Below are 25,528 nucleotides of genomic sequence, written 5' to 3' on the forward strand. Positions count from 1 at the left end.
GACGTGGATGTCACCCGGGGGCCCGTCGACGTACGAGCGGGGCGGTCAGGCCTCGGGCTTCTCGTCGGCCGCGTCCTCGGAGGACTCGGCGGCCTCGGCGGCCTCGGTGGTGGCCTCGACGGTCTCCGCCGTCTCGTCCTCGTCGTCGAGGTCGACGACCTCACCGTTGGTGTCCTTGACCGTGGCGGCCTCGACGACGACCGCGAGGGCCTTGCCGCGGGCGACCTCGCCGACCAGCATCGGGACCTGGCCGCCCTCGACGACGGCCTGGGCGAACTGGTCGGGGGACATGCCGGAGGAGGCGGCGCGCCGCATGAGGTGCTCGGTGAGCTCCTCCTGGTTGACGTTCAGCTTCTCCTTGTTGACGAGCTCGTCCAGGACGAACTGCGTCTTGATGCCCTTGATCGCCGCTTCCTTGGTCTCGGCGTCGAACTCTTCCTCGGTCTTGCCCTGGATCTCCAGGTACTTCGCGAGGTCGAGGCCCATCTGGCCGAGCTGGTGGTGCTCCAGGTTGTGCTTGCGGGTGTTGATCTCGTCCTCGAGCAGCTTCTCGGGGACGGGCACCTCGACCAGCTCGAGCAGCTTCTCCAGGACGCGCTCCTGGGCCTGCGTGGCCTGGTCGTACTGCTTCATGTTCTCGAGGCGCTTACGGCTGTCCGCCTTCAGCTCCTCCAGGGTGTCGAACTCGGAGGCGAGCTGCGCGAAGTCGTCGTCCAGCTCGGGGAGTTCACGCGCGGCGACCTGGGTGACCTTGACGGTGACCTCGGCCTCCTTGCCGGCCGCGGAGCCGCCCTTGAGCTCGGAGGCGAAGGTGGCCTCGCCACCGGCCTCCAGGCCCTTCACGGCCTCGTCGATGCCGTCGAGCAGCTCGCCGGAACCGATGGTGTAGGAGACGTCGCTCGCGATGCCGTCCTCCAGCACCTCGTCGTCGACCTTGGCCTCCAGGTCGATGGTGACGACGTCGCCGTCCTGGGCGGCGCGCTCGACCGGGGAGGTCGACGCGAAGCGCTCGCGCAGGTCGGAGACGGCCTTCTCGACGTCCTCGTCACTGACCTCGATAGCGTCGACCTCGACCTCGATGCCGGAGTAGTCCGGGATCTCGATGGCCGGACGGACGTCGACCTCGGCGGTGAAGTTCAGCGTCTCGCCGTCCTTCAGCTCGGTGATGTCGACCTCGGGCTGGCCGAGGACGTTCAGCTCAGCCTCGTTGACCGCTTCGGTGTAGAACTTCGGGAGCGCGTCGTTGACGGCCTCTTCGAGCACGGCGCCGCGACCGAACCGCTGGTCGATGACGCGCGCCGGGATCTTGCCCTTCCGGAACCCCTTCACCGTGACCTGCTGGTTGATCTTCTTGTACGCCGCGTCGAGGCTGTCCTTGAGCTCCTCGAAGGGCACCTCGATGCTGAGCCGAACCCGGGTCGGGTTCAGGGTCTCCACGGCGCTCTTCACGGTTCGGTCTCCTTGGGGGCTGACTTCTTGGGGGTTCTGCTGCGTGCGTCTGCCGGTCGGGCAGAGCCTTAAGCGGATTCGCGGCCCTTGAGAGACGTAACAGTGCAGACACACGGGCGCGCAGCTTGCATAGTAACCGCAGGCGGTACACGCCCCAAAAGGTGATCTTGCGATGCGCGGAGCCATGGCGGGTTCCGGCTGGTGGTCGGGGTGGCGGGATTTGAACCCACGGCCTTCCGCTCCCAAAGCGGACGCGCTACCAAGCTGCGCCACACCCCGTCGGTGCGACACGTAGGGTACATGCCCGCAGGCAGTGCGGCCGCCGCATTTCCCGGGCACCCGTGCGGCGTCGAAACAGGGTGTGCGTCGAAGGGGCACGACCCGCTACGATGCCTCCTGTGCCGCGGTCACTGACCTGCGGCGCGACCTGCTCGCGGGCGTAGCTCAATGGTAGAGCCCTAGTCTTCCAAACTAGCTACGCGGGTTCGATTCCCGTCGCCCGCTCCACATGACGTAGGGCCAGGTCAGAGGATTTTTCCTCCGCCTGGCCCTTGTCGCATCCCGGGGCTGCGTTCAGTCCCCCGTGTCCCCCGCGTGCCCCTTGTGCTTTCGATCTTTCTTCTGCGACGTCTTCACGCCCTTGCGTCCCTTCTCCACCAGACCGCTCACCGCATCGGTGATCAGCCGGTCACGGTCGGCGCTCGCGTGCTGGTAAATCAAGGCCGCGCGGGCGGTGCTGTGGCCCATGCGGGACATCAGCTCACGCGTGCTGGCCCCGGTCGACGCGGCGAGGGTGTTGCCTGTGTGCCGAAGATCATGGAAGTGCAGCCCCTTGATCCCTGCGTCCTCGCACGCCCGGCGCCACAGCCGGTTGAAGTGGTTCCGGCGCGGGGTCGCCCCCTTGGCCCCGACGAAGACACGGCCGTCGGCCCCGTGCTCCGCGTAGCGCTCCAGGTGATCACGGACGTCGGCGACGATCACGCTCGGGATGGCCACCGTGCGCTTGCCGGCCGCGCTCTTGGGCGCCTTGATCTCGCGCTGCCCGTTGAAGAGTTCGGCGACGGCACGGCGAACGCGGACCGCCCCGGCGTCGAGGGCCCGCGCAAGCGCGGGCTGGCCCCTTGGGCCGGACCCCTCTGCGCCTCCGGCGGGGGATCGGCCGGCACCGGGATGGAAGGGGCGCCGTCGGCGACTGCGGGTCCGTAGGGGCGTGCGCGGGGTGCTAGGTGGTGGCTTGAGGCCAGTCCGATAGGTCGCGGCGGGTCTGCCAGCGCGGGCCAGCAGTTGTCCCAAGAGCTAGGAGCTGCCACTTGGTGTTGGCTGCTGGGATGACAATTCGGGGAAGTTCTTGGTGAGGCTGTTGGGCAGTTCGAGGAAGGCCTTGCCGATGATGGGGCCGTTGAGGGAGTCCTTGCGGATCCAGGAGGCGCCCTCGTAGAGGGTGATGCCGTTGGTGCCGTAGGGCTTGTAGCCGGTCGGCATCTCGTAGGACTCGAAGATCGGGGTGTAGTACCACGTCCCGTAGGGAGTGGACAGACGCGCGTATACCGGGTAGTTACGCCCGGAGGCCGTCGACTTCCAGGTCTGCAGCGGGACCCATTGGACCGCCTCTCCGAACCCGTACTCGGGGTTGGCGTTCGGGGTTGCGTGCATGTAGCGGCCGATGTTCAACAGCGGTTTGTTCTGCTGGTCGTACCACTGGCGGAACGTGAAGATCGAGCCGTCGTTGAACTGGATCGCCGACCACACGTAGGCCGTGCCCCACGGCTGCTTGGAGACCAGGAAGTTGCCCCACTGGTGCTCCATCCACAGCGATCCGGTGAGGTGCCGTGTCTGGTTGCCGATGGTGACGGTTCCGGTGACGTTCTGCTTGGGAGCGCCGTAGTAGTAGGACAGCGATCTCATCGTCTGCGGATCGGCCTTGCCCTGCCAGGGCGCGTTCTCGTTCTCCACGCCGAACGGCGTCATGGGTGTGTAGCCGTAGGAACTCTGCGTCTTGGTCTCCAGGTCCATGGTGATGGGCTGGTTGACGTTCTTGGCCTGGCTCTTGAAGTGCAGGTTCCAGGTGTCGGGGGAGGCGCGGTAGACGGTCGTGAAGGTCGTGCCGTTCTGTGAGGTGCTGTACTGGAAGTCGTCGGGCGAGGTGGACTGCGGCGGTGCGGTGGCCGTCAGCGGCGAGGTCAGGGTATTGGCCGACCAGACGAAGTCGTGCGTTTTGAGGTTGCCCAGCGAGAAGTACGGGCGGTACTGGTACTTGCCGGGCGAGACGCCCTCGTGGAAGAGGTTGTAGAAGAGTCCGAACTCTTCGCCGGTGTCCTTGTCGGTGACGTATCCGGTCCAGTAGTGCCACTCCTCCAGCTCGCCGGTGTCGTAGAACGGGCCGCCGTGCCACTTGTGGTCCTGCGGGAGGGTGTAGAGGGCCTGGGCCGAGCTGGTCGCGAGCCGGTCGTTGGACGCACGCAATGCCGCCCCGCTGGCCTGACCGCTGGCCTCGTCCTCCGCGGTGACCGAGGTGCATCCTGCCAGAGGCGCAGCGGCCGCCACCGCCAGTCCCGAGAACAGGACGCGGCGCCGACTGGGGGCCGTGACGGTGACGTCGCCCGTGGAGGGCTCGCCTTCCGGGGCGTTGTGCGCCTGCGGTGTCTTCCCGCTCGCGATCTGCGGCATGTGCTGTCCCTCCGAGCCAGTCACCGAATGCAACTGGTCGTTGCAGCGTGTGATGTGTGCTGTGACTGTATGGCGGAGGTGCATGCACGGCATCTCGAGAGCGCACTCCGGCGCGGGCGGTATCGATGCCCTCACAGCCCGCGTGAGCGGTTCACGAGGCCTACCGCACGGCGCACGACACTCAACATCGAGAGCGCGGCAGAAGGGCGTACGTGCCCCCTGCGTGCCCGACGCGGGAGTGCAGCACGGGGAACAGCGGGGAGTCGCAGCGACCAACCCAGAAACGCACAGGTCAGCGTCTCGCCAGATCAGCGCGCATCCGCATACGCGATCTTCCGAACTGGTGCTCCCAGACCCGGGCAGCAGCGCTTGACCGGGTCATTGAGACTCCGCCGACCTACTGATGATCGCGGCGCGGATTATGGGTTTCCACACCCTCCGTTGCAACGGTGTGATCGAACGACCGCATAGTGGCCCTGATCAGCATGACCAGAACCAGACCGCCCACGGCGATGGCGGCGATGCCGACGCTGCCGGTCTCGACGCTCTGGCCGAACAGCTTGAACATAGTGTCGCCCCTATCGCCAGACGCGACGAGGACAACGCCTGCAACCACGATCCCAAGCGCCACGGCATAGTTGCCGACGAGTGACGTCAGGTAGAAGACTCGCGATTCCTTAATCATCTGGACCATGTGCCCCCCTTGCTGATGCTGTACGGGAGCATTCCCCAAGCGGCCGCCTCCCAGCCGCCGCTTTGGAGTCGGGGCCGTCTCGGGGCCGTCGAAGGGTGCTCAACGACGACCAATGCTGACAACCACTGACAGCTAAGTCGCAGGTCGCAGCGTTGATCGTTCACTCATCCGCAGGTCAGAGACCCAGCCCTTCACTTCTTCGGCTACTGAGCGCGTCTGAGGGCAGGCAGGCGGACCCCTCAAAGCACCGGCGCTGTCACACTAAAGTCCTCACCCCCGTAGAGGGATTCGTAGTGGATCTCGATCACAAGGCGTCTCGTGATGAGATCCCAGAACCAGTCATGCTGGTCGCTGCTGAACTCATCCAGCCTCAGCAGCCAGGTGGATTGCCCTGGCAGCATTAGGGCCCCCGAGCGCATGGAGTGCGCCTTAGGTTCCGTTGGAAGCGAGTCCGCTAAGAGTTGCTGCGTGCGGTAGTTCCACTCCCCGATGACCGCCCCATCCAACGAGACCACCGATGACGTTATGACGGCCGGACCGAGACCGCCATTGACAACGTTGAGCCCGGCTTCAGTGCCCTTGTAGTGCTTGACGCGACGCATCTGGAGCGCGGGCCTTACCGACTGTCGACTGTGCCGCCGACTGTCCCTGGTCTGCGTGTAGCTGACCCAAAGTGAGCCGAGCGCTATGACCGTGGCTGCAACTGCGGTGACCGTGTCTGCGCCCATACGCCCGCCCCCATGCGACCCCGTGGATGGTCATCGATTCCTCCCCACTTGACCACCGTTCCAGTCCGCAACGGGCGCGCACGCTGTGCCGAGAGCGCCTGGTGCAGCCCTCGAACGAGTCCGAATCAGGACCTACTTAGATCCGGTTGGAACCAACCACACTTGAACACATGGGGGGTTTATCCGATCAATCCCAGTTCGCATGTGATCGTTGTGGCGCCGCTGGCTCCACCGTGCACGAGCGAGGGCGCATCGACCTCATGGCCAAGCTCTGCGATGCCTGCTGGAACACCATCGCCAACGAGATGGCCGAAGTCGACGGGGCCACGGCCGCCCCGCGACCCGATCCCGACCCGGACGACGTGTCATGGATCGAGCCACCCACTTGCCCCACATGTGGCGCATTGGTTCAGGTACGTCCCACGAACTACGACCGGTGGGTCAGCCTCGCTACGGTGGAGTTGCCCGCCAAGGACGTCCCAGAGCCCTTCCGGTGGCGTTTGACGAAGCTCCCGGCCCGATCCCCCATCGTCACGGACATCGTCGCCGTACGGGTCCGTGGAGTCGATCCGCTCCCGGGTGAGCCCGTCGTGCCGGCCCACCGCATGATGTGCGTCCCCGAGTAGCCTGAGACGTCGAACACAGCGCGAGGGCCGCAGACCGCCGTGCCCGCTCCGTGCCCGATCGGGCGGCGCCCCCGGGGAGCCACGGGGAACGTCGGCGAGCAGTGTAAGAACCAGCACGTCAGCGTCTCGCCAGCTCAGCCAGGACGCTCGTACGCGATCTTCCAAACTAGCTACGCGGGTTCGATTCCCGTCGCCCGCTCTTGGGGCCCCCGGCCCGGTTCCTCGGAACCGGGCCGGGGGCTTTTTCATACGGTGAAGGGCCCTGCCGGGGGGCTGCAGGTGGCGTACGTCGACCGAATGGGCGGAGCGGATGCTTACGGGTCTCCGGACAGGGCGTAGAACGGGTCTCCGTACGGGATGTAGAGGGCGTCGCCGGTCAGGAGCAGGGGGCGCCGGAATCGCCCGGCGGGGCGGCGGGGGCGGTGAAGGCGCCGCTCCTCCGGCGGGCGGCGGCCACCTCGCGGCTGACGCGGCGCGGAAGCGGTACAGAACTCGTCGCCGTCGGCGTACTGCCCGTGGGCGACCTTGATCGCGAGACGGCGGCCGGTGACCGCCCGCCTCCGGCGGGTCCGTGTCGCGCAGCGTCGTCCCCGTTCGCTGCCCCGTTCGCTGCCCCGTTCGCTGCCCCGTTCCGAATACCCCGACGGAGACCTACGACGACGCACGACGACATGCGCCGCCGTACGCAGACGTGTCCGGACCGCTCAGAAGCTGATCGAGTTGATCGTCTCCGCTATCGAGTTGAGGAACCGGTTGATGGACGGAGCCATCCCGGTCGATGCGAGGAAGAAGCCGAAGAGCACCGCCACAATGGCGGGTCCCGCCTTGATCGATCCTCCCCGGATCAACACCACAAGGATGATCGCCAACAGCAGCACCACTGACAGCGAAATGGCCACAACTGATCACACCCTACGGTCGGTCCGCTCTCCCGGCCCGGAGGTGCAACCCCTCGCACCCCCGCCAGAACCATCGTGCCACCAACCCGGCGTCGGTATGCGGCGCGTGACGCATCGTCGGCCACGGACCCGCGAGGACCGTACCCCCGCACCCCCACGAGACGGATGAACGGCGGGGCCGGGCACAGCAATTCGAGCAGGCACCCGCACGGGAAATTCAGAGGGATCGTTGCCATGTCCACACATCGTGTTCGCAGGCAATTCGAATTGTCGTCACAGGCACATCGCGGACCCTCAAGAAGGGTTACTAAAGGACAATGAACCGGACATATCACCAGAGTCGCCCGCGACCCTTATGCACCATTTAGTCGGGATGAATGGGGACAGAACTGCCCCTCGCGGTAAGCAAATCGGTATGCGAAACGACTTGCGAACCGGTAGGCACACATCTTCAAATCCGGGGTACACGCAGGTGATTAAGCAGGAATGACGTCCGGGGTTTTACGCGGGCGCATAGACAACGCTAGGGTGCCTCAGATGTTCCACGCCGCCACGTCCCCCCCATGCGCAGCGAGGTCCAGGATCGTCTCCCCGAGTTCTTGGTGGGAGGGCCTGTGACCAACTCGCTCCGACCCCATGGCCCGCAGAGAGCGCCACTCCCCCCGGCACATCAGTCGGCGGACGGAGTGCCCGCTCCACGCTCCCCCCACAACCCCGCGGCGGACTCGGATACCGCCGCACCGGGCGCCAAACCCGGCCGACCCGGCCAGTCCGGTCAGTCCGGTCCGTCCGGCCAGTCCGGTCAGGCGGCCAAGCCCGCCAAGCAACGCGACGCCTTCTTCGACAACGCCAAGTACCTGGCGATCGTGCTCGTGGCCATGGGCCACGCGTGGGAGCCGCTGAAGGGCGAGAGTCGCTTCCTCGAAGCGCTGTACACGGTCGTGTACACCTTCCACATGCCGGCCTTCATCATCATCTCCGGCTACTTCTCGCGCAGTTTCGACATGCGCCCCGACCGTCTGAAGCGGCTGGTGACCGGCGTCGCCGTGCCGTACATCCTCTTCGAGACGGCGTACTCCCTCTTCGACCGCTGGGCCGGCGGCGATCCGAGCCAGGCGATCAGCCTCCTCGACCCCTGGTATCTCACCTGGTTCCTGGTGGCGCTCTTCGTCTGGCGGCTGACGACACCGCTGTGGAAGCTGGTGCGCTGGCCTCTTCCGCTGGCGCTCGCGTGCGCCCTGCTCGCGGCCGTCTCACCGGAGATCGGCGACGATCTGGACCTCCAGCGGGTGCTCCAGTTCCTGCCGTTCTTCGTCATGGGCCTGCTCATGAAGCCCGAGCACTTCCAGCTGGTGCGGCGCCGTGAGGTGCGGATCCTGTCCGTGCCGATCATCGCCGCCGCGCTGGTCCTCGGCTACTGGGCGGTGCCGCGGATGAACACCGCCTGGTTCTACCACCGGGACAGCGCGCAGGAGCTGGGCGCGCCCTGGTGGGCGGGTGTCGTCATGACGCTCGCGCTCTACGGCTGCTCGCTCGTGCTCACCGCGTGCTTCTTCGCCTGGGTGCCGCGGCGCGCGTTCTGGTTCACGGCGCTCGGCGCGGGCACGCTGTACGGCTACCTGCTGCATGGCTTCGTGGTCAAGGCCTCCGAGTACTGGGGCTGGTTCGACCACCCGTGGCTGCACAAGCCGCTCGGCGAGATCTTCGTGACGCTCGTCGCGGCCGCGCTCGTCACCGCGCTGTGCACGGTGCCCGTCCAGCGGATCTTCCGCTTCGCGATGGAGCCCCGCATGGAGTGGGCCTTCAAGCGGGACGCGACCGAACTGGCCCGGGAGCGAGAACGGGCGAGGGCCAAGGCCTAGCCGGCCGCCCGTTTGATCGTGACAAAGGCGGGCCCGGGTTTTCCCGGGCCCGCCTTGTCGTGCGACGGCGAGCGCGTTGCCGTGGCACGGCCGGCGTGCGGTCGTGCGACGGCTGGCACGTGATCGTGGCACGGCGAGCGCACGGTCGTGGCACGGCGAGCACGCGGTCATGCCACGGCGAGCGCGTGGTCGTACCGCGGCGAGCGTGTTGGTGTAGGGGCGAGCTCAGGACGGGGGCAGCCCCAACAGCGCGCGCATCGTCGCGTACTTCTTCGTCAGCCGGGCCCGGGTGTGCTCGTCGAGGACCGCGAGCCGGGCGGGGTCGGCGTTGTGCGCGAGATCGGACGCCTTCACCAGGAGGGCACCCGAGGTCGTACGGATGCGTCGCGCGTACGACTCCGGCGGCTCCCCCTCCCGCTTGGTGAGCGCCAGCACGATGTCCTTGGTACGCCGGGTCAGCGCGGCCTCGCGCAGCCAGTCCGCGGAGAGCGCGTCGTCCTCGACCGCGTCGTGCAGCCAGGCCGCCGCGATCTGTTCGTCGTCGCCCCCGCGCTCGCGGACGCCCTCCGCCACGGCCTGGAGGTGCTCGGCGTACGGCCGCCCCGCCTTGTCGGTCTGGGCGGCGTGCGCCTCACGGGCGAGGGCTTCGACTTCGGCCAGGGTCAGAAGAGTCTGCGTCACCCCTCCAGTGTCTCCCCGCGCAGCGCCGCGCGGGCCGGGACCGTCGCAGCCGTCACACCGAGCAGGACGATCGCCCCGGCGAACGCGCCGTACAGCAGCGGTGGAATGTACGGGCCCTGCCCGGTCAGCCCCTTCATCATCGGCACGAGCGTGGCGAGCGCGATGGCGGTGCCGAGCGCGATGCCGGCGAGGACGACCAGCAGGGCCTCCCAGCGGATCATGCGCAGCACCTGCCGACGGGTGGAGCCGATCAGACGGAGCGTGCCGAGCTCGCGGCGCCGGTCGAGGACGGTCATCACCAGGGTGTTGACGGCCGCGACGGCGGCGAACCCGCCGAGCACCGCCGCCATCACGGCGTTCGCCCAGGCGTTGAGCTTCCGGTCGAGGGACTGTGCGGTGGTGTAGTCGCGCCGGTCCAGGACGCTGCCGAGCCCCGCGAGGTCGACGGCCCTGCCTCCCCTGGCCCAGATCTCCGTGTCGAAGGAGTTGGTGACGTGGGTCGCCAAGTCGGCACGGTTGAGGGTGACTTGGGACAGGCCCAGACCGCGGCCGTACGTCGCCACGACCGTCGGGGACACCTTGATGCCGTCGGGCCGCCGGAGCGCGACGCGGTCGCCGACCTTGGCGTGGGCGCTGTCGGCGAGCGACGCGTCGAGCGCCACCTCGCCGGGCCGCAGGGAGAGGGTGCCGTGCCGGACGTCCAGGTCCTGGACGCGTGCCAGATCCTTGGGCGTACCCGTCACGCCCTGCGCGGAGGCCGACTCAAGCGAACCGCCCACCGGGATCAGCACGGCCGTCTTCAACAGGCCCACGGCCGGCGGTGACGCCGGGCGCGCGGGCCGCCCGGTCCACCGCGTCCGGGGCGAGACCCGTGTCGGAGGTGACGATGTGGTCGGCCACGATGCCGTCCCGCTGCTGTTGCTCGGTGACCCGCTCCTCGTTGGTGTGCAGGAAGACGAGCACCGAGGAGAAGGCCATCGCGAGGACGATCGGGGTGATCGCGGAGGCCAGCCTGCGGGCGTTGGTGCGGGAGTTGATTGCGCAGTTCCCCGCGCCCCTCAGCGGGCCGGGGTCGGGGCCTCGCGGCAGATCAGGAGGAGGGCTCGGTCGTCGTTGACGTCCCTGGCCACTGCTTCGATGAGGTGCCAGGCGGCTCCGTGGAAGCCGCCTGCGACGTAGCGGTCGGCCTCACCCGTGAGGCGGTCGATGCCTTCGACGATGTCGCGGTCGGAGGTCTCCACCAGACCGTCTGTGAACAGCATCAACACGTCACCGGGCCGGAGCGAGCCCTTCACGGGGTCGAACTGGGCGCCGTCGTACACACCCAGCAGCGGACCCTCGGCCGCCTTCTCCTCCCAGCGCCCGCTGCCCGCGCTGAGCTGCAGGCCCGGCGGGTGGCCGGCGGAGAAGAGCTCGTAGTCCCCGGAGTCCATGTCGAGGACTAGGTGGATGGAGGTCGCGAAGCCCTCGTCCCAGTCCTGCCGGAGGAGATAGCCGTTGGCGGCAGGGAGGAAGGCGTGCGGCGGGAGGGAGCCGAGGAGGCCTCCGAAAGCTCCGGACAGGAGCAGCGCACGCGACCCCGCGTCCATGCCCTTGCCGGAGACGTCCGTGAGGACCACTTCGAGGGTCCGACCGCCGTTCGTACGGGCGGCCACGACGAAGTCCCCCGAGAACGACTGCCCGCCCGCCGGCCGCAGCGCCATCTCGCGGTGCCAGCCCAGCGGCAGTTGCGGCAGCTTGCTCTGCACCCGGATACGTTCACGCAGGTCGAAGAGCATGGTGCCGCCCCGGCGCCAGGGCACGCCGACCCGGCTGCGGAACTGCGCGATCAGGAGTCCGAAGAAACCGCAGGCAGCGACCACCAGCACCACACCCGGGGTGACCCGGGACGGGCCCTCGGTGTACGGACCCAGCTTCACGGACTCCACTATCAGCGCGGTGGCGGCGGCCGCATAGAGACCGAGCAGGCTCGCGGGGCGGAGCAGGAGGCCGCCGGCCACGATCGGGAGGACCAGGGCCGCCGGGGAGCACCACACCGAGTTCACCAGCGTCGTGGCCGCGATGACCGGAATCGTCAGCAGCAGACCGGCCAGCGCGATCCAGTCCGAACCGTCCCCGCGGAAGTAGTCGACGGCGGATCTGCGCAGCCCTGTGCGGGCCCGGTGCCACTGCTTCTTCAACCGGGCCGTGAACGTCTCGGCTTCCGCGCGCCGCTCTCGTCCTGCTGCCATTAGTTCGGGACCCTATCCATCGGACCAGGTGCTTGGCACGGGAGGTCCCACTTGTCCCCCGTCCGAGCGCTCAACTTCACAGAGAACTTCACACCGGGCGGCATCGGCGGCGGGGGAAATTCCCTCGCTCGTACCGCATTGCCCTGGTAGGCATGGGCTATGACGACTGACGTGCGGGCGCTGCGGCAGACTGAGTGGAATGTCTGGTATGACAACCTGATTCGCGCGTTCGGTGGCGTCCCGGAGCCGGCCGAGGAGCGGGAGCTGTACAACGCGCTGACAGAGTACGACCGTTCTCTGGGCGTGTGGGACGGCGACCAGGTCGTCGGCACGGCCGGCGCGTTCACCTTCCTGCTCACCGTCCCGGGCGGCGCCTGCGTACCGGCCGCGGGCGTCACCATGGTCAGCGTCGCCGCCACGCACCGCCGCCGCGGGGTGCTGACCTCGATGATGCGTCGCCAGCTGGACGACATCTACGCCTGGGGCGAGCCGCTCGCCGTCCTGACCGCGTCGGAACCGGCGATCTACGGCCGGTTCGGCTACGGCATCGGGACGCTGCAGCTCAACGCCGAGATCGACACCAGCCGCGTACGCCTGTCCGTGCCGCCCGGTACCGACGACGTACGTCTGCGGTACGCGGCGCCGGCCGAGGTGCTCGACGCGTGCGAGGCGGTGTACGCCCGACTCGTGCCCGGCCGGCCCGGGATGCTGGCGCGGCGGCCCGGCTGGGAGCGGGTGGGGTTGCTCGACCCGGAGGACCACCGGGACGGTGCTTCGCCGTTGCAGTGCGTGGTCGCCGAGCGGGACGGCGAGGTCGTCGGCTACACGCGCTTCCGGGTCAAGCCGGAGTGGGGCGCGGCCGGGCACGACGGCTCGGTGGCCCTCAGCGCCCTGGAGGGGCTCGACCCGGCGGCACGGGCCGCGCTGTGGCGGTTCCTCTTCGACATCGACCTGACGTCAACGCTGCGCTCTCACGCCCGGCCCGTCGACGAGGACCTGCTGCATCTGGTCTCCGACATCCGGCGCTGCAAGCTGCGGTTGAAGGACTCGCTGCACGTACGGCTCGTCGACGTGGGGGCCGCGCTGGAGGCGCGCACGTATCAGGCGCCGGTGGACGTGGTGTTCGAGGTCGAGGACGCGTTCTGCCCCTGGAACGAGGGGCGGTGGCGGCTCACCGGCGACGCGAAGGGCGCCTGCTGCGTGCGCACCGGGGACTCGGCCGATCTCGCCCTGTCCGTACGGGAGTTGGGGGCGGCCTATCTCGGCGGGTTGTCGCTGGCCTCGCTCGCGACGGCCGGGCGGGTGCGGGAGCTGCGGCAGGGGGCGCTGGCGGAGGCGTCGGTGGCCTTCTCGTCAGTGATCGCGCCCTGGCTGCCGCACGGGTTCTGACGGCTGCGCTGCCCGTGCGGGGGTTTTGACCGGTGCGGGGGGTTTGACCGGTGCAGGGGTTTTGTCCGGCTAGGGCTCTCGACCGGCTGGGCCCTTCGACCGGCGGGGTCTCTTGACCGGCTGGGCCCTTCGACCGGCTGGGCCTTTCGACCGGCCGGACCCTTCGACCGGCTAGGCCTTTTGGCAGGTCGGGCACCAGAAGAGGTTGCGGGCGGCGAGATCGGCGGTGCGGATCTCGCCGCCACAGATGTGGCAGGGCAGGCCGGCCCTGCGGTACACGTAGACCTCGCCGCCGTGGTCGTCCACGCGCGGCGGGCGGCCCATCGCCTCGGGGGTGTGTTCCGGGCGGACCGTGTCGATGCGATTGTTGCGGACGCCCTCGCGCATCAGGTCCACGAGGTCGGACCAGATCGCGTCCCACTCGGCGGGCCCGAGGTCCTTGCCGGTGCGGTACGGGTCGATGCCGTGCCGGAAGAGCACCTCCGCGCGGTAGACGTTGCCCACGCCCGCGATGACCTTCTGGTCCATGAGGAGGGCGGCGATCGTCGTACGGCTGCGGGAGATGCGGTGGTACGCCGTCGACGGGTCGGCGTCCGGGCGGAGCGGGTCCGGGCCCAGGCGGTCGTGTATCGCCCGCTTTTCCGTGTCCGTGATCAGGGTGCAGGTGGTGGGGCCGCGGAGATCCACGTACGACGTGGCGTTCGCGAGGCGGAGGCGGACGGTGTCCGTGGGGGGTGGGGCGGGGGCGTCGCCGAAGGTGACCTTGCCGAAGAGGCCGAGGTGGATGTGGACCCAGTCCGCTGCGCGGAAGCCGAGGAAGAGGTGTTTGCCGTGGGCTTCGGCGGTGCGGAGTTCCGTGCCGTCCAGGAGGGCGGCGGCGTCGGTGAACTTGCCCTGCGGGCTGCTGACGCGGGTCTTTCCGCCCCCGAAGCTCGCCTCGTAGTCCTCGGCGAGCCGGTGGATCGTGTGCCCTTCGGGCACGGGTCCTCCCGCTGTCTGTCGTGCCTGTTGCCTGTCGTGCCTGTTGCCTGTCGTGCCTGTCGTGCCTGTCGTCCGACGGCCGAGCGGTGTTCGCCCCCTCCGCCCCTGCCCGTCCCGTATCCGGGGGCTCCGCCCCCGGACCCCCACTTTCGGCCTGGACGGCCTCGTCCTCAAACGCCGGACGGGCTGGTACGGGTTACGGGTGCTGTGGGTGATGGGACGGGATCGGGGGGAGTTCGCGGGTGGTCTCGTAGGCCGACAGCATGTCGATGCGGCGGATGTGGCGCTCGTCACCGGAGAAGGGGGTGTCGAGGAAGGTCTCGACGAACTTCGTCGCCTCGTCCTGCGAGTGCATCCGAGAGCCGACCGCGACGACGTTGGCGTTGTTGTGCTGACGGCCCAGCGACGCCGTCTCCTCGCTCCAGGCGAGCGCGGCCCGCACGCCGGCCACCTTGTTCGCGGCGATCTGCTCCCCGTTGCCCGAGCCGCCGATCACGATGCCGAGGGACTCGGGATCGGCCGCCGTGCGCTCCGCGGCGCGGAGGCAGAACGGCGGATAGTCGTCCTGGGCGTCGTAGATGTGGGGCCCGCAGTCGACGGGCTCGTGGCCGGCGGCCTTGAGCCACTCGACGAGGTGGTTCTTGAGTTCGAAACCGGCATGATCGGAGCCGAGATACACGCGCATGGTCCGAGTGTGACACGGCCGTTTCGAATCGGCCTCGCCGGGTGCCGCGGGCGAAAAGTGTGAGCAACACTACAGAACCTCAAGCAAACCTCAAGTAACGATCTGGATTCAAAGGTTCACGAATCCCTTAGCCTCCGATTCACTGGTCCGGCTCGTACACCGCTCGTACGAGAGCTCGTACGGATCCGTACACCACCCGCGTACGGAAAGTGCGCGATGCGTGCGATGTACGGAATCCGCTCACCCGGCGCAAAGGAATCCCCCTCATGACCTCGCAGCCGACCCCCACCAAGGCCGCAAGCGGCCCCGGAGAACCCGGAGAGCCCGGTGGCGGCCTCCAGGCCGGACTGAAGAACCGTCATCTGTCCATGATCGCCATCGGCGGTGTGATCGGAGCGGGGCTGTTCGTCGGCTCCAGCTCCGGTATCGCCACCGCGGGCCCCGGCATCCTTCTCTCCTACGCCCTCGTCGGCACGCTCGTCGTGCTCGTGATGCGGATGCTCGGCGAGATGTCCGCCGCCAACCCGACGTCGGGTTCGTTCTCGGCCCACGCCGACCGGGCGCTCGGCCGCTGGGCCGGGTTCTCGATCGGCTGGCTGTACTGGTTCTTCTGGGTGGTCGTCCTCGCCGTGGAGGCCACCGCCGGGGCCAAGATCCTCGAAGGATGGATGCCCGGCGTGCCCCAGTGGGGCTGGGCGCTCATCGTGATGGTGGTCCTCACCGCCACCAACCTGGTGTCCGTGGGGTCGTACGGCGAGTTCGAGTTCTGGTTCGCCGGGATCAAGGTCGTCGCGATCGGCGCGTTCATCATCGTCGGCGGGCTCGCCATCTTCGGTGTGCTGCCGGGCGCCCACAGCGACAAGGCCGGGCTGGGCAATCTGACCGACCACGGCGGCTTCCTGCCGCACGGGCCCGGCGCGATTCTCACCGGTGTGCTCCTGGTCGTCTTCTCCTTCATGGGCAGCGAGATCGCGACCCTCGCGGCCGGCGAGTCCGAGGACCCGCAGCGGGCCGTGACCAAGTCCACCAACAGCATCATCTGGCGGATCGCGGTCTTCTACCTCGGCTCGATCCTCGTCATCATGGCGCTGCTGCCGTGGAACGACCCGTCGATCAAGGACAAGGGCTCGTACGTCGCCGCCCTCGACTCCCTCGGCATCGCGCACGCCGGTCAGATCATGAACTTCATCGTGCTGACCTCGGTGCTGTCCTGCCTCAACTCCGGGCTCTACACCGCCTCCCGGATGGCCTTCTCGCTCGGTCAGCGCGGGGACGCGCCGAAGGCCTTCGCGAAGACCACCTCGCGCGGTGTGCCGATGGCCGCGATCATCGTCTCGGTCGTCTTCGGCTTCGTCGCCGTCTTCTTCAACTACAAGTTCCCGGACTCGGTCTTCCTCTTCCTGGTCAACTCCTCCGGTGCGGTCGCCCTGTTCGTCTGGCTCGTCATCTGCTTCTCGCAGCTGCGGATGCGGAAGATCATCGAGCGCGAGGCGCCGGAGAAGCTGGTCGTGCGGATGTGGCTGTACCCGTACCTGACCTGGGCGACGGCCGCGCTGATCGTCTTCGTCCTCGGCTACATGCTGACCGACACCGAACACGACGGCCGCGAGACCGTGCTGCTGTCGCTGCTGGTCGCGGCCGTGGTCCTGGTCGTCGCCGTCATCCGTCAGAAGGTCGGGGCAGGCGCCTCCCCGGTGAAGTACGCCGTGGCCGCCGAGCCTTTCCGTATGTCCGAGTCCCTCGCTCACAGCACGGTGAAGCTGTTCTTGACCTGTTGGTAGACCTGGAGCGCCTCGTTCTCGATGTCCGGCCGGTACCAGGTGTTGATCTGGTACGACGTGCCGTCGGCGTCGAACCCGAGCAGCAGGGCGTGCCACTGCTCGCCCTTGAGGGTGAAGGTGTACTCCCAGACGACCGCGGGCCGGCCCTGGAACGTCGTCCGGTCCAGGCGGATCTTCCGGTAGTCCCGTCCCTGGCGGGCGTTCTGTTCCGAGGTCTGCCAGGTCTGCATCAAGTCCCCCTTGGCGAGGGCGGACTTGGCCGCGAGCTCCTGTTTGGCGTCGGGCGAGGTGTAGTGCACCTCGGAGCCCGTCTTCACGTCACGGCGCCAGCCCTTGGGTGTCACCCACGCGTATCCGCCGGCCTCCTGGTGCGCTCCCGGGGGCAGGCTGGGCGGGCGGGAGGTGCCCTCGACGGTGGGCGACGTACTGGCCGGGCTCGTACTGCCCGAGGTCGTGCTGCCCGAGGTCGTACCATCCGAGGTCGTGCTGCCCGAAGAGGCGGTCGGCGCGGGCGAGCCGGACGAAGCGCCGGTCCTGGCGTCGGGTGAGCCGCCGGACGTGGCGATCACGATCCCGGCTACAGCCCCCGCCACGGCCATCGCCCCGGCGGCCGCGAGGCCCATGCGACGCCTGCTCCCTCGCGGGCCGGGCGCCACGGCGGGACCGGGGAGTTCGCCCGGAGGCGTCCCCACAGGCGCGGGCACCGTCGGCAGCCGCGCCTCCGTCACCCGCTCCCGGGTCGCCTCCCTCACCGCCTGCGCCGACCCCTCGGGCGCTCCGGTGGAGGGGATCGGTGAACCGACCTCCGCGCGCAGTGTGGAGGGGACTTCGGTGGAGGCGTTGGCGACCTGGGGGGCTTCGGGGAGTGGAGCCACGGCTTCGGAGGCGGAGGCTGAGGCGGACGCGGACGGTTGCCGTGCTGGGCGCGGTGGATGCGCTGGGCGCTTCTCGAAGTCCGGGGTGTCCGGGGGGCTCTTTCGCGTGGAGGTGCGCTGGATCGGGATGGCGTCGTGCACGGGCTCCGGTTCGGCGGCTGCGGGTTCGGGCTCGGGCTCGCGTAGGGGGGCGGGTGCGCGTACGGGAGCGGGCCCGGGCGCTGGTTCATGTACGAGGCCGGGCTCGTGTACGGGTTCGGGTGCCGACTCCTGTACGGCGCCGGGTGCGGGTCCCGGCGCGGGCCCCTGTCCGGGTCCGGGGCCGAGTCCCCGTGCGGGCCCCTGTCCGGGTCCGGGTTCGCGGGCAGGTTCGGGGTCAGGTTCGGATTCCCGTGCCGCCCGTATGAGTTCCGCGTCCAGGAGCGCCGGTGTGGGTGACTCCGCCCGCGTCGGCTCTGGGGCCGTTTCTCGTTCTCGTAGTGGTGCCGTTTCTCGTTCCCGTACGGGTTCCGGTGCTGGTTCCGGTACGAGTTGCGTGTCCGGGGTCGGAGGTGCCTCCGGCACCGGCCCGTACACCCTCGCACCCAGCTCCGCCTCAAGTTCCTCCAGGCCGGGGCGTGTCGACGGGTCCTTCTCCAGGAGGGCGGCCAGGATGTCGCGCAAGTCGCCTGCGGAGGCGGGGAGTTCGGGCTCCTCGTAGAGGACGGCGTGCAGGGTCGCGAGGGTGGTGGAGCGGGAGAAGGGTGAGCGTCCGCCGAGGGCCGCGCAGAGCGTCGCGCCCAGGGACCAGACGTCGGAGGGCGGGCCCTGCGGGCGGCCGGAGATCCGTTCGGGTGCCATGTAGTCGGGGGAGCCGACCAGCATCCCGACCATGGTGAGGGCCTCCGCGTCCTGCAACGCGGCGATGCCGAAGTCGGTGAGGACGACGCGCCGGCCGTGCCGCTCGACCAGCACGTTGCCCGGCTTGATGTCGCGGTGCAGCACTCCCCCGGCGTGCACCTGGCGCAGCGCCGCCACGAGTTCGAGCCCGATCCGGGCCGCCTCGCGCGGGTCGAGCGGTCCGTCCTCCACGACGATCTGTTCGAGGGAGCGCCCGGCGACGAGCTCCATGACGATCCACAGCCGCTCGCCCTCGTCCACGACGTCATAGATGCGGACGACGTTGGGGTGGTCGATCCGGGCCGTGGCCCTGGCTTCGCGCAGGGTGCGTTCGCGGCGCGTCCGCGTGTCCTCGGGGTCGAGTCCGTCGATACGCATTTCCTTGACGGCGACCTGCCGGTCGAGCATTTCGTCGGCGGCTCGCCACACCCGCCCCATTCCCCCCTGGCCAATACTCTCGACCAGTCGATAACGCCTCGTCACCAATAGTCCCGGAACACCGTCCTGCACATTCCCCGACAATCCCCGCACCCCCCTCAACACCCGCCACATTCGCCCGTCACAACAGAAACACAATGGTCACACTTCATGCCGTACCAGCATAGTGCGGAGAAATCTTGTGGTACCTCTTCAAGTACTGCGAATTCAGGCGCAGCCAAGGGGGACGAACATGAGTTCTCGTCACACGACGACCATCGCGGGATCGCTGCTCACGGCATCTTTCTCGGCCGTGATGATCCTTTCCTTCACCGCCGTCGCGGACGACCAGGGACCGGGGAGTGGCAAGGGGGGAAAGGTAATTGACGAGGCACCGGCGGGTGTAAAGCCGACCACGCTGCTGCCGGCGAAGATCTCGGTCGACAACAGCACTCAGAAGACGGCGATTACCGCCACGGTAAAGAACGAAGGGACCAAAGACAGCGGCGACATCAGGCTTTTGGTGGTCGGTTTCGACGGCCTCACGGTCAAGGGGGTCAAGGGCTGCGACGCACTGGCCGACAAGGATCTGCCCAAGGGTTCGAACAGTGGTTTCGTCTGCTCGGTCGGCAATCTCGCGGCCGGCAAGTCGAAGTCGTACACCGTCGACGCGACGTTCGATCTGAGCAAGACCGGGAAGATCTGTCTGCCGGTGCAGACGAGCGACGGGAAGAAGACGTACTGGCAGCAGGGCCCGGTGCCGTTCGGTACGACGAACCCGTCACCGAACGCCCCGGCCACTCCGCTGCTGCTCGGTACCGACAACAAGCCGGTGGCACCCGGCGGTGACCAGCTGCCGAAGACCGGCGCGGGGAGCGACGTCCTGCCGCTCGGCGCGGCGGGCGCGGCGCTGATCTCGGCGGGGGCGGCGGGCCTGTGGTGGGCCCATCGGCGCCCGCGGCGGCAGCAGCAGTTCTGAACAGCGGTCGACAACCCACTGGAACGGGCCGGGACGCGGCGCTGCGCGTTCCGGCCCACCTCGTGATGGGGATGCCGGGAAAACCTGACGGAGACTGTCAGGTAATGCGGCCAGGATGAGCCTCATGAACACCGTCGACACCACCACCGCAGACCAAGGCCAAGGTCAAGGACAGGACCGGGACCGGGACCAAAGCCAAAACCAAGGCCATGGCCACGGCCGAGACCCGCTCGTCCTCCGACCCGGGGACGCCGGGTACGACGAGGAACTCGCCGGGTTCCAGACCGGATTCGCGCAGCGGCCCGCCGTGGTCTTCGCCGCCTCCTCAGCCGATGACGTCGTCGCCGCGGTGCGCTACGCGGCCGCCGCCGGCCTGCCGGTCGGCGTGCAGGCCACCGGGCACGGGATGCCGGGCGCGGTGGATGGCGGCGTCCTGATCACGACGCGGCGGATGGATCAGGTGAGCGTCGATCCGCAGGCGCGCACCGTCCGCGTGCGGGCGGGGGTCCGCTGGAGCCAGGTCGTCGCGGCGGCCGGGCCCTACGGGCTGGCCCCGCTGAACGGATCGGCGCCGGGCGTGGGCGCCGTCTCGTACACCCTGAGCGGTGGACTCGGCATCCTGGCCCGGGAGTTCGGGTACGCGGCCGACCATGTGCGCTCGCTCGACGTGGTCACGGCGGACGGACGGCTGCGCCATGTGACACGGGAGTCGGACCCCGGCCTGTACTGGGCGCTCCTCGGCGCCGGCCACAACTTCGGCGTCGTCACCGAGCTGGAGATCGACCTCGTACCGGTGGCACGGCTGTACGGCGGCTCGCTCGCCTTCGACGGGGGCGAGGTCGGTCCCGGGGCGGTGCTGCGGGCGTACGAGCGCTGGACGCGGACCGTGCCGGACGGGCTGACCTCGTCGTTCGCGGCCGTGCCGTACCCGGACGTGCCGGGGACGCCGCCGCATCTGCGCGGGCGGTATGTGATCTCCGTACGGGTCGCTTACACGGGCACGGCCGCCGAAGGGGAGCGACTAGTGGCCCCGCTGCGGGAGATCGGGCCGGTGCTCACGGACTCGCTGCGCGAGATGCCGTACGCCGAGAGCCACACCATCCACAGCGACCCGGACTTCCCGCACACGTACTACGGCGACAGTGCGGTGCTGAGGGACCTGGACGTGGCCGCGGCGACCGAACTCCTCGCCCGCACCGGTCCGGCCGCGCCCGCGATGTGCGTCGTGCAGATCAACCACCTGGGCGGGGCGCTGACGCGGGAGGCGCCGAACTCCGTCCCGCATCGCGAAGGGCGTTTTCTCGTACGGCTGTTGGCCATGGCCGAGCGCGGGGCGGCGCGCGCGGTGCTGGACCCCGCGTTCGAGGGGCTCGCGCCGTGGACGATCGGGCGGGCGCTCACCTTCGCGTTCGGGGCGGGCGATCGTACGGAGGGGCTGTACGACACCGGAACGCGGAAGAGGCTCGCCGGGCTGAAGTCGGAGTACGACCCGGCGAACCTCTTCCGCAGGAACTACAACGTCACCGGCTGAACATCTCCGGTTGCGCGTCGCCGATTGCACTTCGCCGGCTGCACGTCACCGGTTGGGCATCGCCGGCTGCACGTCACCGGTCGAGCATCATCGGTCGAGGCTCACTTGTTGATGAACTTCCAGGCCGTGGGCAGCACGCCCATCGCCAGGGCGGCCTTGAGGGCGTCGCCGATCACGAACGGGGTGAGGCCCGCCGCGATGGCCGCGCTCGCCGACATGTCGGCGGCCAGGGCGAGGTACGGGACGCCGATCGCGTAGATGATCGCCTCGCCGAGCAGCATCGTGGCCGCCATGCGCGGCACGGAGCGGTCGGCGCCGCGGCGGGCGAGGGCGCCCACGACGGTGGAGGCGAGGAGCATGCCGAGGATGTAGCCGAAGGACACGCCGGCACCGGAGCCGCCGCCGGCGAACCACGGAACGCCGGCCAGGCCGAGCAGCGCGTACAGGGCGAGGGAGAACAGGCCCCGGCCGGCGCCGAGCGCCGTGCCGACGAGGAGCGCCGCGAAGGTCTGGCCGGTCACCGGGACCGGGGAGCCCGGGACGGGCAGGGAGATCTGGGCCGCGAGGCCGGTGAGGGCGGCGCCGCCGAGCACGAGCGCGGTGTCCCTGACACGGGAGGCGGGGAGCAGGTCGGCGAGGACTTCGCCGGGGCGGATGCCTGTGTGGGGCGTGGCGACAGCGGTGCTCATGGGGACTCCGGCGGGTGCAGGCAGCTTGGGACACGGTGACGCTATCTCAGGGGTACACGGCCGATCACCGTCAGCGCTCGACAAAGGGGGGAACCGGACCTTGGTGGCCTCTCGACAAAGAGTGTCGGGTACACCCGTGGCGGCGTGATGCTGATCACTGAGGTAGGGGTCATTGTGTCCACGGGGGCGGAGCGGGCGGGGACTGTAGGTTCCCGCCAAAGGCTTGTTTCGCCCCCTCCACCCTTACCCATCCCGAACCTGGGGGCTGTCGCCCCCGGACCCCCCTTCGGCCTCAACAGCCGCGTCCTCGAACGCCGGACAGGCTGACCACCAGCCCCTCCGGCCTTCGAGGGGGCGAAGAACCCACCCTGGCCGAATCCTCCGGGTAAGCCCTACCCTTCACCCCATGGTTGCTCAGGCCGAGAACTTCGCGTCGCGTCGATACGTCGACCTGCGACGCCAGGGCACGGCCACCTGTCGCCGCAGCTGAGGCGGCCGGAGCGGATCCGGCTCGCCGAGACGTGACGGTGCAGTGTCGGACGAGCTCCCGAGGAAGTACCCCGTGCCCCGCTCCCCTTCCCCCTCTTTGGCCCCCGCCCCTTCCCCACCCGTGGACGCCTACCGCGCCGCCGACAGCGACCGCCGTCGGACCAGCGCCAGCGTCATCCTCCGGTCCGTGCTGGAGCACGGACCGGTCGCCCGCAGCACCATCGCCCGGCTGACCGGGCTCTCCCCGGCGTCGGTGACCGACTACTGCGGCCGGTTCGCCGAACTCGGCCTGATCCGGGAGGCCTCCGTGCCCCGGCGGTCGAACGGGGTCGGACGGCCGCACGTGCCGGTCGATCTCGACGGCTCCCGGTTCGTGGTCGGCGGGGTGCACATCGCGGTGCCGTACACCACGGTCGCAGTGCTCGACCTGCGCGGCCGGGTGGTGGCCGAGAAGCGCCTCAAGCATCACGGCACCGAGCCCGCCGCCCGCGTCCTGGCCAACGCCGCCGACGGGCTCGGCGCGCTGCTGGCCGACGTCCCGGGCCGTACGCCCCTGAGCGTGGGGCTCGCCACCGGAGGCTGGGTCGACCGGGACTCCGGGACCATCGTGGAGCACGCGCTCCTCGGCTGGCGGGACGTGGCCGTGCGGGAGGTGATCGGCGCGCGCACCGGTCTGCCGGTCCACGTGGACGGGCACGCCAGGGCGTTGGTCAACGGGGAGCGGCTGTTCGGGCGGGCGCGCGGCAGCCGCAGCGTGCTGCACCTCTTCGTCGGCAACGTGGTGGACGCCGCCTTCGCCACCCACGACGAGGTGCACTACGGCCCCCGCTCGCAGGCCGGCGCGATCGCCCATCTGCCGCTGGCGGGCGGGACGGAGCGGTGCGGCTGCGGCCGGACCGGGTGCCTCCAGGCCGAGTTGAGCGAACGGACGCTGTGCCGCCGGGCACGGGAGGAGGGGGTCATCGGGGGCGTGAACCCGATGCACGTGGTCGCCGCGGCGGCCGGCGGTGACCCCGTCGCCGTACGGCTGCTGATGGAACGGGCCCGGATGGTGGGGCGGGCGGCCGGGCTGCTGCTCGACGTGCTCAATCCGGACACCGTCGTGGTCACCGAGGTCGGTGCGATACACCGGGAGGACTGCCTCGGCGCGCTGCGCGAGGAGGTGGGTCCGCAGCGGGCGGCGTCCGTTCTGCCGACCAGTTTCCCGGATTCCGTGCTCGCCGTGGCGGGCGGATCGGTGGCTCTCGACGTGCTGTACCGGGATCCGCTGGGCGTCCGACCGGGGTCGAATTAATTCAGAAAGTCGGAATATTGACAGGGGTCGTATCCGGCCAGGAGCATCCTCTGCATGAGCAGCGCGCAGAACTCTTCGCCGGTGGTCCGGTCGCGGCAGTACCGCGACCGGACGGCCGGCGCCGCGCTGTCGCCGTCCCGGCCACTGTCGACCTCCCTGTCGCTGTCGCCGTCCCGGCCCCTGTCGGCATCACCGTCGCCGTCGCCGTCCCGGCCCCTGTCGGCATCACCGTCGCCGTCGCCCTCGCGGCCACTGTCGGCATCACCGTCGCCGTCGAGGCCGCTGTCGCCTTCGCCCTCGCCGTCGTCGCTGTCACCGTCGCGGCAGGTTCCGCTCACCAAATGCCGTGTCGTCGACCTGATGCGGGTCGCCCGCACGCGTTGTTGCTGACGCCCCCTCAGTGACCGAGGTCAGTCGCTGACGCTCAGCCACTGAGGCGTCGTCGCCCTGCCGGCGCGCCGACGATCACCCGCGTTCTCGCTGCCACGCCCTCGGCGTGCGCCTCCTCACGCGTGCCCTTCTCCTTCTTCCCGGCTTCCGCCTGCTTCGCCCTGCCCGGAACGGCGCGCGCCTTCCTGCCACTTGTCTGCCACTTGCCTGCCCCTTGGAACCCCGGAGTCCTCCATGCCACCTCTGTCCCCCTCCGCGCCCGGTGTCGACCGGCGGCTCTTCCTGTCGTCCCTGCTCGGCGTGGCCGCCGCTGCCGGGCTGAGCGGCTGCGCGGGCGCCAGCGCCGCCGACACCCGGTCCAAGGGAGCCGCGTCCGCCCCGCTGGCGGCCAAGGTTCCGGCGGGCACCAAGCTCAAGATCGCCTCGTACCAAGGGTCCCAGGAGCTCCAGCTCAAGCTGGCGGGCCTGAGCGAGCTGCCGTTCACCGTGTCCAGCTGGGTGAACATCGGCGCGGGGCCCGATGTCATCAACGCCTTCCGCGCCAAGTCCCTGGATGTCGGCAACAACGCTGGTATCCCGCCGATCCAGGCGCACTACCAGGGGTTCGACGCGAAGATCGTCGCGATCAACATCACCCGCAAGCCCAACTACCTCTTCGCCACCAAGCCCGGCAGCGACATCCAGGACGTCCAGGGCTTCAGGGGCAAGAAGCTGGCCTTCTCGCAGGGGCAGGCCCAGGGGGTCGTCCTGCTGCGCGCCCTGAAGAAGGCCGGGATCAAGTACGACGACGTCGACCTGGTGCCGCTGACCAGCAACCAGTTCCTCACCGCGCTCCAGGCGGGCCAGGTGGACATCGCCCCGCTCGCCAACCAGCAGGCGCCTGCCTACCTCAAGCAGTACGGGCCCAAGGGCGCCCACTCCATCACCACCGACGTGGTCGACCTCCTCAACCTGCTGTGGGCGCCCACCTCCGTGCTGGCCGACGCCGCGAAGGCGGCGGCCGTCGCCGCGTACATCCCGCGCTGGGCGAAGGGCCAGGTGTGGGTGTACGAGCACCCCGACGCCTGGAACCAGGAGTTCTACGTCAAGACGCAGAACCTCACTCTCGCGCAGGCTCAGTCGATCACCAAGCTGGCCAACAAGCCGCTCTTCCCGCCGAGTTGGGACGAGGCCGTGAAGTGGGAGCAGGAGACCGCCGATCTGCTGGCGGAGGGCGGCTTCGTGAAGTCGGTCAAGGTCGGCTCGCTCTTCGACCGCCGTTTCGAGGGCATCGCCGCGAAGGCCGTGCCCGCCGAGTATCGGAGTTGACGGC

General features: G+C 69.3%; 21 protein-coding genes, 2 tRNA genes and 1 pseudogene. 9 read left to right on the top strand and 15 right to left on the bottom strand.

Going from position 1 to position 25,528, the window contains the following annotated elements; all coding sequences use genetic code 11:
- Positions 1-45: 45 nt before the first annotated feature.
- Complete coding sequence (gene tig / locus ACFVXA_RS21635) at positions 46-1,449, bottom strand: trigger factor (RefSeq protein ID WP_383742797.1); 1,404 nt, start codon at positions 1,447-1,449, stop codon at positions 46-48.
- Positions 1,450-1,651: 202 nt separating this feature from the next.
- Positions 1,652-1,728: transfer RNA gene (locus tag ACFVXA_RS21640), tRNA-Pro, on the bottom strand.
- Positions 1,729-1,882: 154 nt separating this feature from the next.
- On the opposite strand from ACFVXA_RS21640, the gene ACFVXA_RS21645 reads away from it, so the two are divergent.
- Positions 1,883-1,956, top strand: a tRNA-Gly gene (locus ACFVXA_RS21645).
- Positions 1,957-2,022: 66 nt separating this feature from the next.
- Here ACFVXA_RS21645 and ACFVXA_RS21650 read toward each other — a convergent pair.
- The 4 genes from ACFVXA_RS21650 to ACFVXA_RS21665 form a co-directional block, all read right to left on the bottom strand.
- Positions 2,023-2,445, bottom strand: coding sequence for a tyrosine-type recombinase/integrase (locus ACFVXA_RS21650; protein ID WP_390026040.1), 423 nt, complete (start codon positions 2,443-2,445; stop codon positions 2,023-2,025).
- 300 nt (positions 2,446-2,745) lie between these two features.
- Positions 2,746-4,116: a lipocalin-like domain-containing protein gene (locus ACFVXA_RS21655; protein ID WP_390026042.1), complete on the bottom strand. Its 1,371-nt coding sequence runs from the start codon at positions 4,114-4,116 to the stop codon at positions 2,746-2,748.
- Positions 4,117-4,513: 397 nt separating this feature from the next.
- Entirely contained in the window at positions 4,514-4,810 is a 297-nt protein-coding gene (locus tag ACFVXA_RS21660) for a hypothetical protein (RefSeq protein ID WP_383905133.1), read from the bottom strand.
- Between the two features lie 239 nt (positions 4,811-5,049).
- Complete coding sequence (locus ACFVXA_RS21665) at positions 5,050-5,538, bottom strand: hypothetical protein (protein ID WP_383905136.1); 489 nt, start codon at positions 5,536-5,538, stop codon at positions 5,050-5,052.
- A gap of 260 nt (positions 5,539-5,798) precedes the next feature.
- Between ACFVXA_RS21665 and ACFVXA_RS21670 the strand changes: the two genes are divergently transcribed.
- Complete coding sequence (locus ACFVXA_RS21670) at positions 5,799-6,164, top strand: DUF6083 domain-containing protein (RefSeq protein ID WP_383905139.1); 366 nt, start codon at positions 5,799-5,801, stop codon at positions 6,162-6,164.
- Between the two features lie 704 nt (positions 6,165-6,868).
- On the opposite strand, the gene ACFVXA_RS21675 is transcribed toward ACFVXA_RS21670, so the two are convergent.
- A complete protein-coding gene (locus tag ACFVXA_RS21675; protein WP_016435177.1) occupies positions 6,869-7,063 on the bottom strand; it encodes a hypothetical protein in 195 nt (64 codons plus the stop codon).
- Between the two features lie 614 nt (positions 7,064-7,677).
- Between ACFVXA_RS21675 and ACFVXA_RS21680 the strand changes: the two genes are divergently transcribed.
- Positions 7,678-8,925, top strand: coding sequence for an acyltransferase family protein (locus ACFVXA_RS21680; protein ID WP_390026044.1), 1,248 nt, complete (start codon positions 7,678-7,680; stop codon positions 8,923-8,925).
- A gap of 225 nt (positions 8,926-9,150) precedes the next feature.
- Here the strand turns inward: ACFVXA_RS21680 and ACFVXA_RS21685 are convergent, their stop codons facing one another.
- The 3 genes and pseudogenes from ACFVXA_RS21685 to ACFVXA_RS21695 all read right to left on the bottom strand — a co-directional run bounded on the left by ACFVXA_RS21685 (position 9,151) and on the right by ACFVXA_RS21695 (position 11,837).
- Positions 9,151-9,606: an HD domain-containing protein gene (locus ACFVXA_RS21685; RefSeq protein ID WP_389756217.1), complete on the bottom strand. Its 456-nt coding sequence runs from the start codon at positions 9,604-9,606 to the stop codon at positions 9,151-9,153.
- Positions 9,603-10,671 (bottom strand): annotated as a pseudogene (locus ACFVXA_RS21690) (ABC transporter permease); the annotation flags it as partial. The pseudogene ACFVXA_RS21690 and the gene ACFVXA_RS21685, both read right to left, overlap by 4 nt.
- A complete protein-coding gene (locus ACFVXA_RS21695; protein WP_362018170.1) occupies positions 10,665-11,837 on the bottom strand; it encodes a PP2C family protein-serine/threonine phosphatase in 1,173 nt (390 codons plus the stop codon). The gene ACFVXA_RS21695 and the pseudogene ACFVXA_RS21690, both read right to left, overlap by 7 nt.
- Before the next feature lie 159 nt (positions 11,838-11,996).
- On the opposite strand from ACFVXA_RS21695, the gene ACFVXA_RS21700 reads away from it, so the two are divergent.
- Positions 11,997-13,226 carry a GNAT family N-acetyltransferase gene (locus ACFVXA_RS21700; RefSeq protein WP_390026046.1) on the top strand — a complete coding sequence of 410 codons (1,230 nt, stop codon included), beginning with the start codon at positions 11,997-11,999 and terminating at the stop codon, positions 13,224-13,226.
- 171 nt (positions 13,227-13,397) lie between these two features.
- Here ACFVXA_RS21700 and ACFVXA_RS21705 read toward each other — a convergent pair whose 3' ends face one another.
- Together ACFVXA_RS21705 and ACFVXA_RS21710 are read right to left on the bottom strand one after the other, a co-directional pair.
- The gene (locus ACFVXA_RS21705; protein WP_383912106.1) at positions 13,398-14,207 is read right to left on the bottom strand and encodes an Fpg/Nei family DNA glycosylase; all 810 of its coding nucleotides are present in this window, start codon (positions 14,205-14,207) and stop codon (positions 13,398-13,400) included.
- Positions 14,208-14,403: 196 nt separating this feature from the next.
- The gene (locus ACFVXA_RS21710; RefSeq protein ID WP_390026049.1) at positions 14,404-14,892 is read right to left on the bottom strand and encodes a ribose-5-phosphate isomerase; all 489 of its coding nucleotides are present in this window, start codon (positions 14,890-14,892) and stop codon (positions 14,404-14,406) included.
- Positions 14,893-15,158: 266 nt separating this feature from the next.
- Here ACFVXA_RS21710 and ACFVXA_RS21715 point away from each other — a divergent pair, with 266 nt between their 5' ends.
- The gene (locus ACFVXA_RS21715) at positions 15,159-16,673 is read left to right on the top strand and encodes an amino acid permease (RefSeq protein ID WP_390026051.1); all 1,515 of its coding nucleotides are present in this window, start codon (positions 15,159-15,161) and stop codon (positions 16,671-16,673) included.
- Here the strand turns inward: ACFVXA_RS21715 and ACFVXA_RS21720 are convergent.
- On the bottom strand, positions 16,637-18,865 hold the full coding sequence (locus ACFVXA_RS21720) for a protein kinase (protein ID WP_390026053.1): 2,229 nt from the start codon (positions 18,863-18,865) through the stop codon (positions 16,637-16,639). The genes ACFVXA_RS21715 and ACFVXA_RS21720 overlap by 37 nt on opposite strands.
- 232 nt (positions 18,866-19,097) lie before the next feature.
- Here ACFVXA_RS21720 and ACFVXA_RS21725 point away from each other — a divergent pair, with 232 nt between their 5' ends.
- Both ACFVXA_RS21725 and ACFVXA_RS21730 read left to right on the top strand, forming a co-directional pair.
- Complete coding sequence (locus ACFVXA_RS21725) at positions 19,098-19,823, top strand: LPXTG cell wall anchor domain-containing protein (protein WP_362018158.1); 726 nt, start codon at positions 19,098-19,100, stop codon at positions 19,821-19,823.
- Positions 19,824-19,947: 124 nt separating this feature from the next.
- Positions 19,948-21,354 (top strand): FAD-binding oxidoreductase, encoded by a 1,407-nt coding sequence (locus tag ACFVXA_RS21730; protein WP_390026056.1) that lies wholly within the window; start codon positions 19,948-19,950, stop codon positions 21,352-21,354.
- A 101-nt stretch (positions 21,355-21,455) separates the two neighbouring features.
- On the opposite strand, the gene ACFVXA_RS21735 is transcribed toward ACFVXA_RS21730, so the two are convergent.
- Positions 21,456-22,043, bottom strand: coding sequence for a biotin transporter BioY (locus tag ACFVXA_RS21735; protein WP_390026058.1), 588 nt, complete (start codon positions 22,041-22,043; stop codon positions 21,456-21,458).
- Positions 22,044-22,605: 562 nt separating this feature from the next.
- On the opposite strand from ACFVXA_RS21735, the gene ACFVXA_RS21740 reads away from it, so the two are divergent.
- Positions 22,606-23,826 carry an ROK family protein gene (locus ACFVXA_RS21740; protein WP_362018152.1) on the top strand — a complete coding sequence of 407 codons (1,221 nt, stop codon included), beginning with the start codon at positions 22,606-22,608 and terminating at the stop codon, positions 23,824-23,826.
- On the opposite strand, the gene ACFVXA_RS21745 is transcribed toward ACFVXA_RS21740, so the two are convergent.
- A complete protein-coding gene (locus tag ACFVXA_RS21745) occupies positions 23,823-24,164 on the bottom strand; it encodes a hypothetical protein (RefSeq protein WP_390026060.1) in 342 nt (113 codons plus the stop codon). The genes ACFVXA_RS21740 and ACFVXA_RS21745 overlap by 4 nt on opposite strands.
- A 286-nt stretch (positions 24,165-24,450) precedes the next feature.
- Here ACFVXA_RS21745 and ACFVXA_RS21750 point away from each other — a divergent pair, with 286 nt between their 5' ends.
- Complete coding sequence (locus ACFVXA_RS21750; RefSeq protein WP_390026062.1) at positions 24,451-25,524, top strand: ABC transporter substrate-binding protein; 1,074 nt, start codon at positions 24,451-24,453, stop codon at positions 25,522-25,524.
- The last annotated feature ends 4 nt before the right edge of the window (positions 25,525-25,528 follow it).

The sequence above is a fragment of the Streptomyces sp. NPDC058246 genome, from assembly GCF_042881985.1.
Classification (GTDB): Bacteria; Actinomycetota; Actinomycetes; order Streptomycetales; family Streptomycetaceae; genus Streptomyces.

Coding starts and splice junctions, on each gene's coding strand:
- ACFVXA_RS21655 (WP_390026042.1), bottom strand. CDS start 4,116: ATGCCGCAGATCGCGAGCGGGAAGACACCGCAGGCGCACAACGCCCCG.
- ACFVXA_RS21660 (WP_383905133.1), bottom strand. CDS start 4,810: ATGGTCCAGATGATTAAGGAATCGCGAGTCTTCTACCTGACGTCACTC.
- ACFVXA_RS21665 (WP_383905136.1), bottom strand. CDS start 5,538: ATGGGCGCAGACACGGTCACCGCAGTTGCAGCCACGGTCATAGCGCTC.
- ACFVXA_RS21670 (WP_383905139.1), top strand. CDS start 5,799: ATGGCCAAGCTCTGCGATGCCTGCTGGAACACCATCGCCAACGAGATG.
- ACFVXA_RS21695 (WP_362018170.1), bottom strand. CDS start 11,837: ATGGCAGCAGGACGAGAGCGGCGCGCGGAAGCCGAGACGTTCACGGCC.
- ACFVXA_RS21700 (WP_390026046.1), top strand. CDS start 11,997: ATGACGACTGACGTGCGGGCGCTGCGGCAGACTGAGTGGAATGTCTGG.
- ACFVXA_RS21710 (WP_390026049.1), bottom strand. CDS start 14,892: ATGCGCGTGTATCTCGGCTCCGATCATGCCGGTTTCGAACTCAAGAAC.
- ACFVXA_RS21715 (WP_390026051.1), top strand. CDS start 15,159: ATGACCTCGCAGCCGACCCCCACCAAGGCCGCAAGCGGCCCCGGAGAA.
- ACFVXA_RS21720 (WP_390026053.1), bottom strand. CDS start 18,865: ATGGGGCGGGTGTGGCGAGCCGCCGACGAAATGCTCGACCGGCAGGTC.
- ACFVXA_RS21725 (WP_362018158.1), top strand. CDS start 19,098: ATGAGTTCTCGTCACACGACGACCATCGCGGGATCGCTGCTCACGGCA.
- ACFVXA_RS21730 (WP_390026056.1), top strand. CDS start 19,948: ATGAACACCGTCGACACCACCACCGCAGACCAAGGCCAAGGTCAAGGA.
- ACFVXA_RS21735 (WP_390026058.1), bottom strand. CDS start 22,043: ATGAGCACCGCTGTCGCCACGCCCCACACAGGCATCCGCCCCGGCGAA.
- ACFVXA_RS21750 (WP_390026062.1), top strand. CDS start 24,451: ATGCCACCTCTGTCCCCCTCCGCGCCCGGTGTCGACCGGCGGCTCTTC.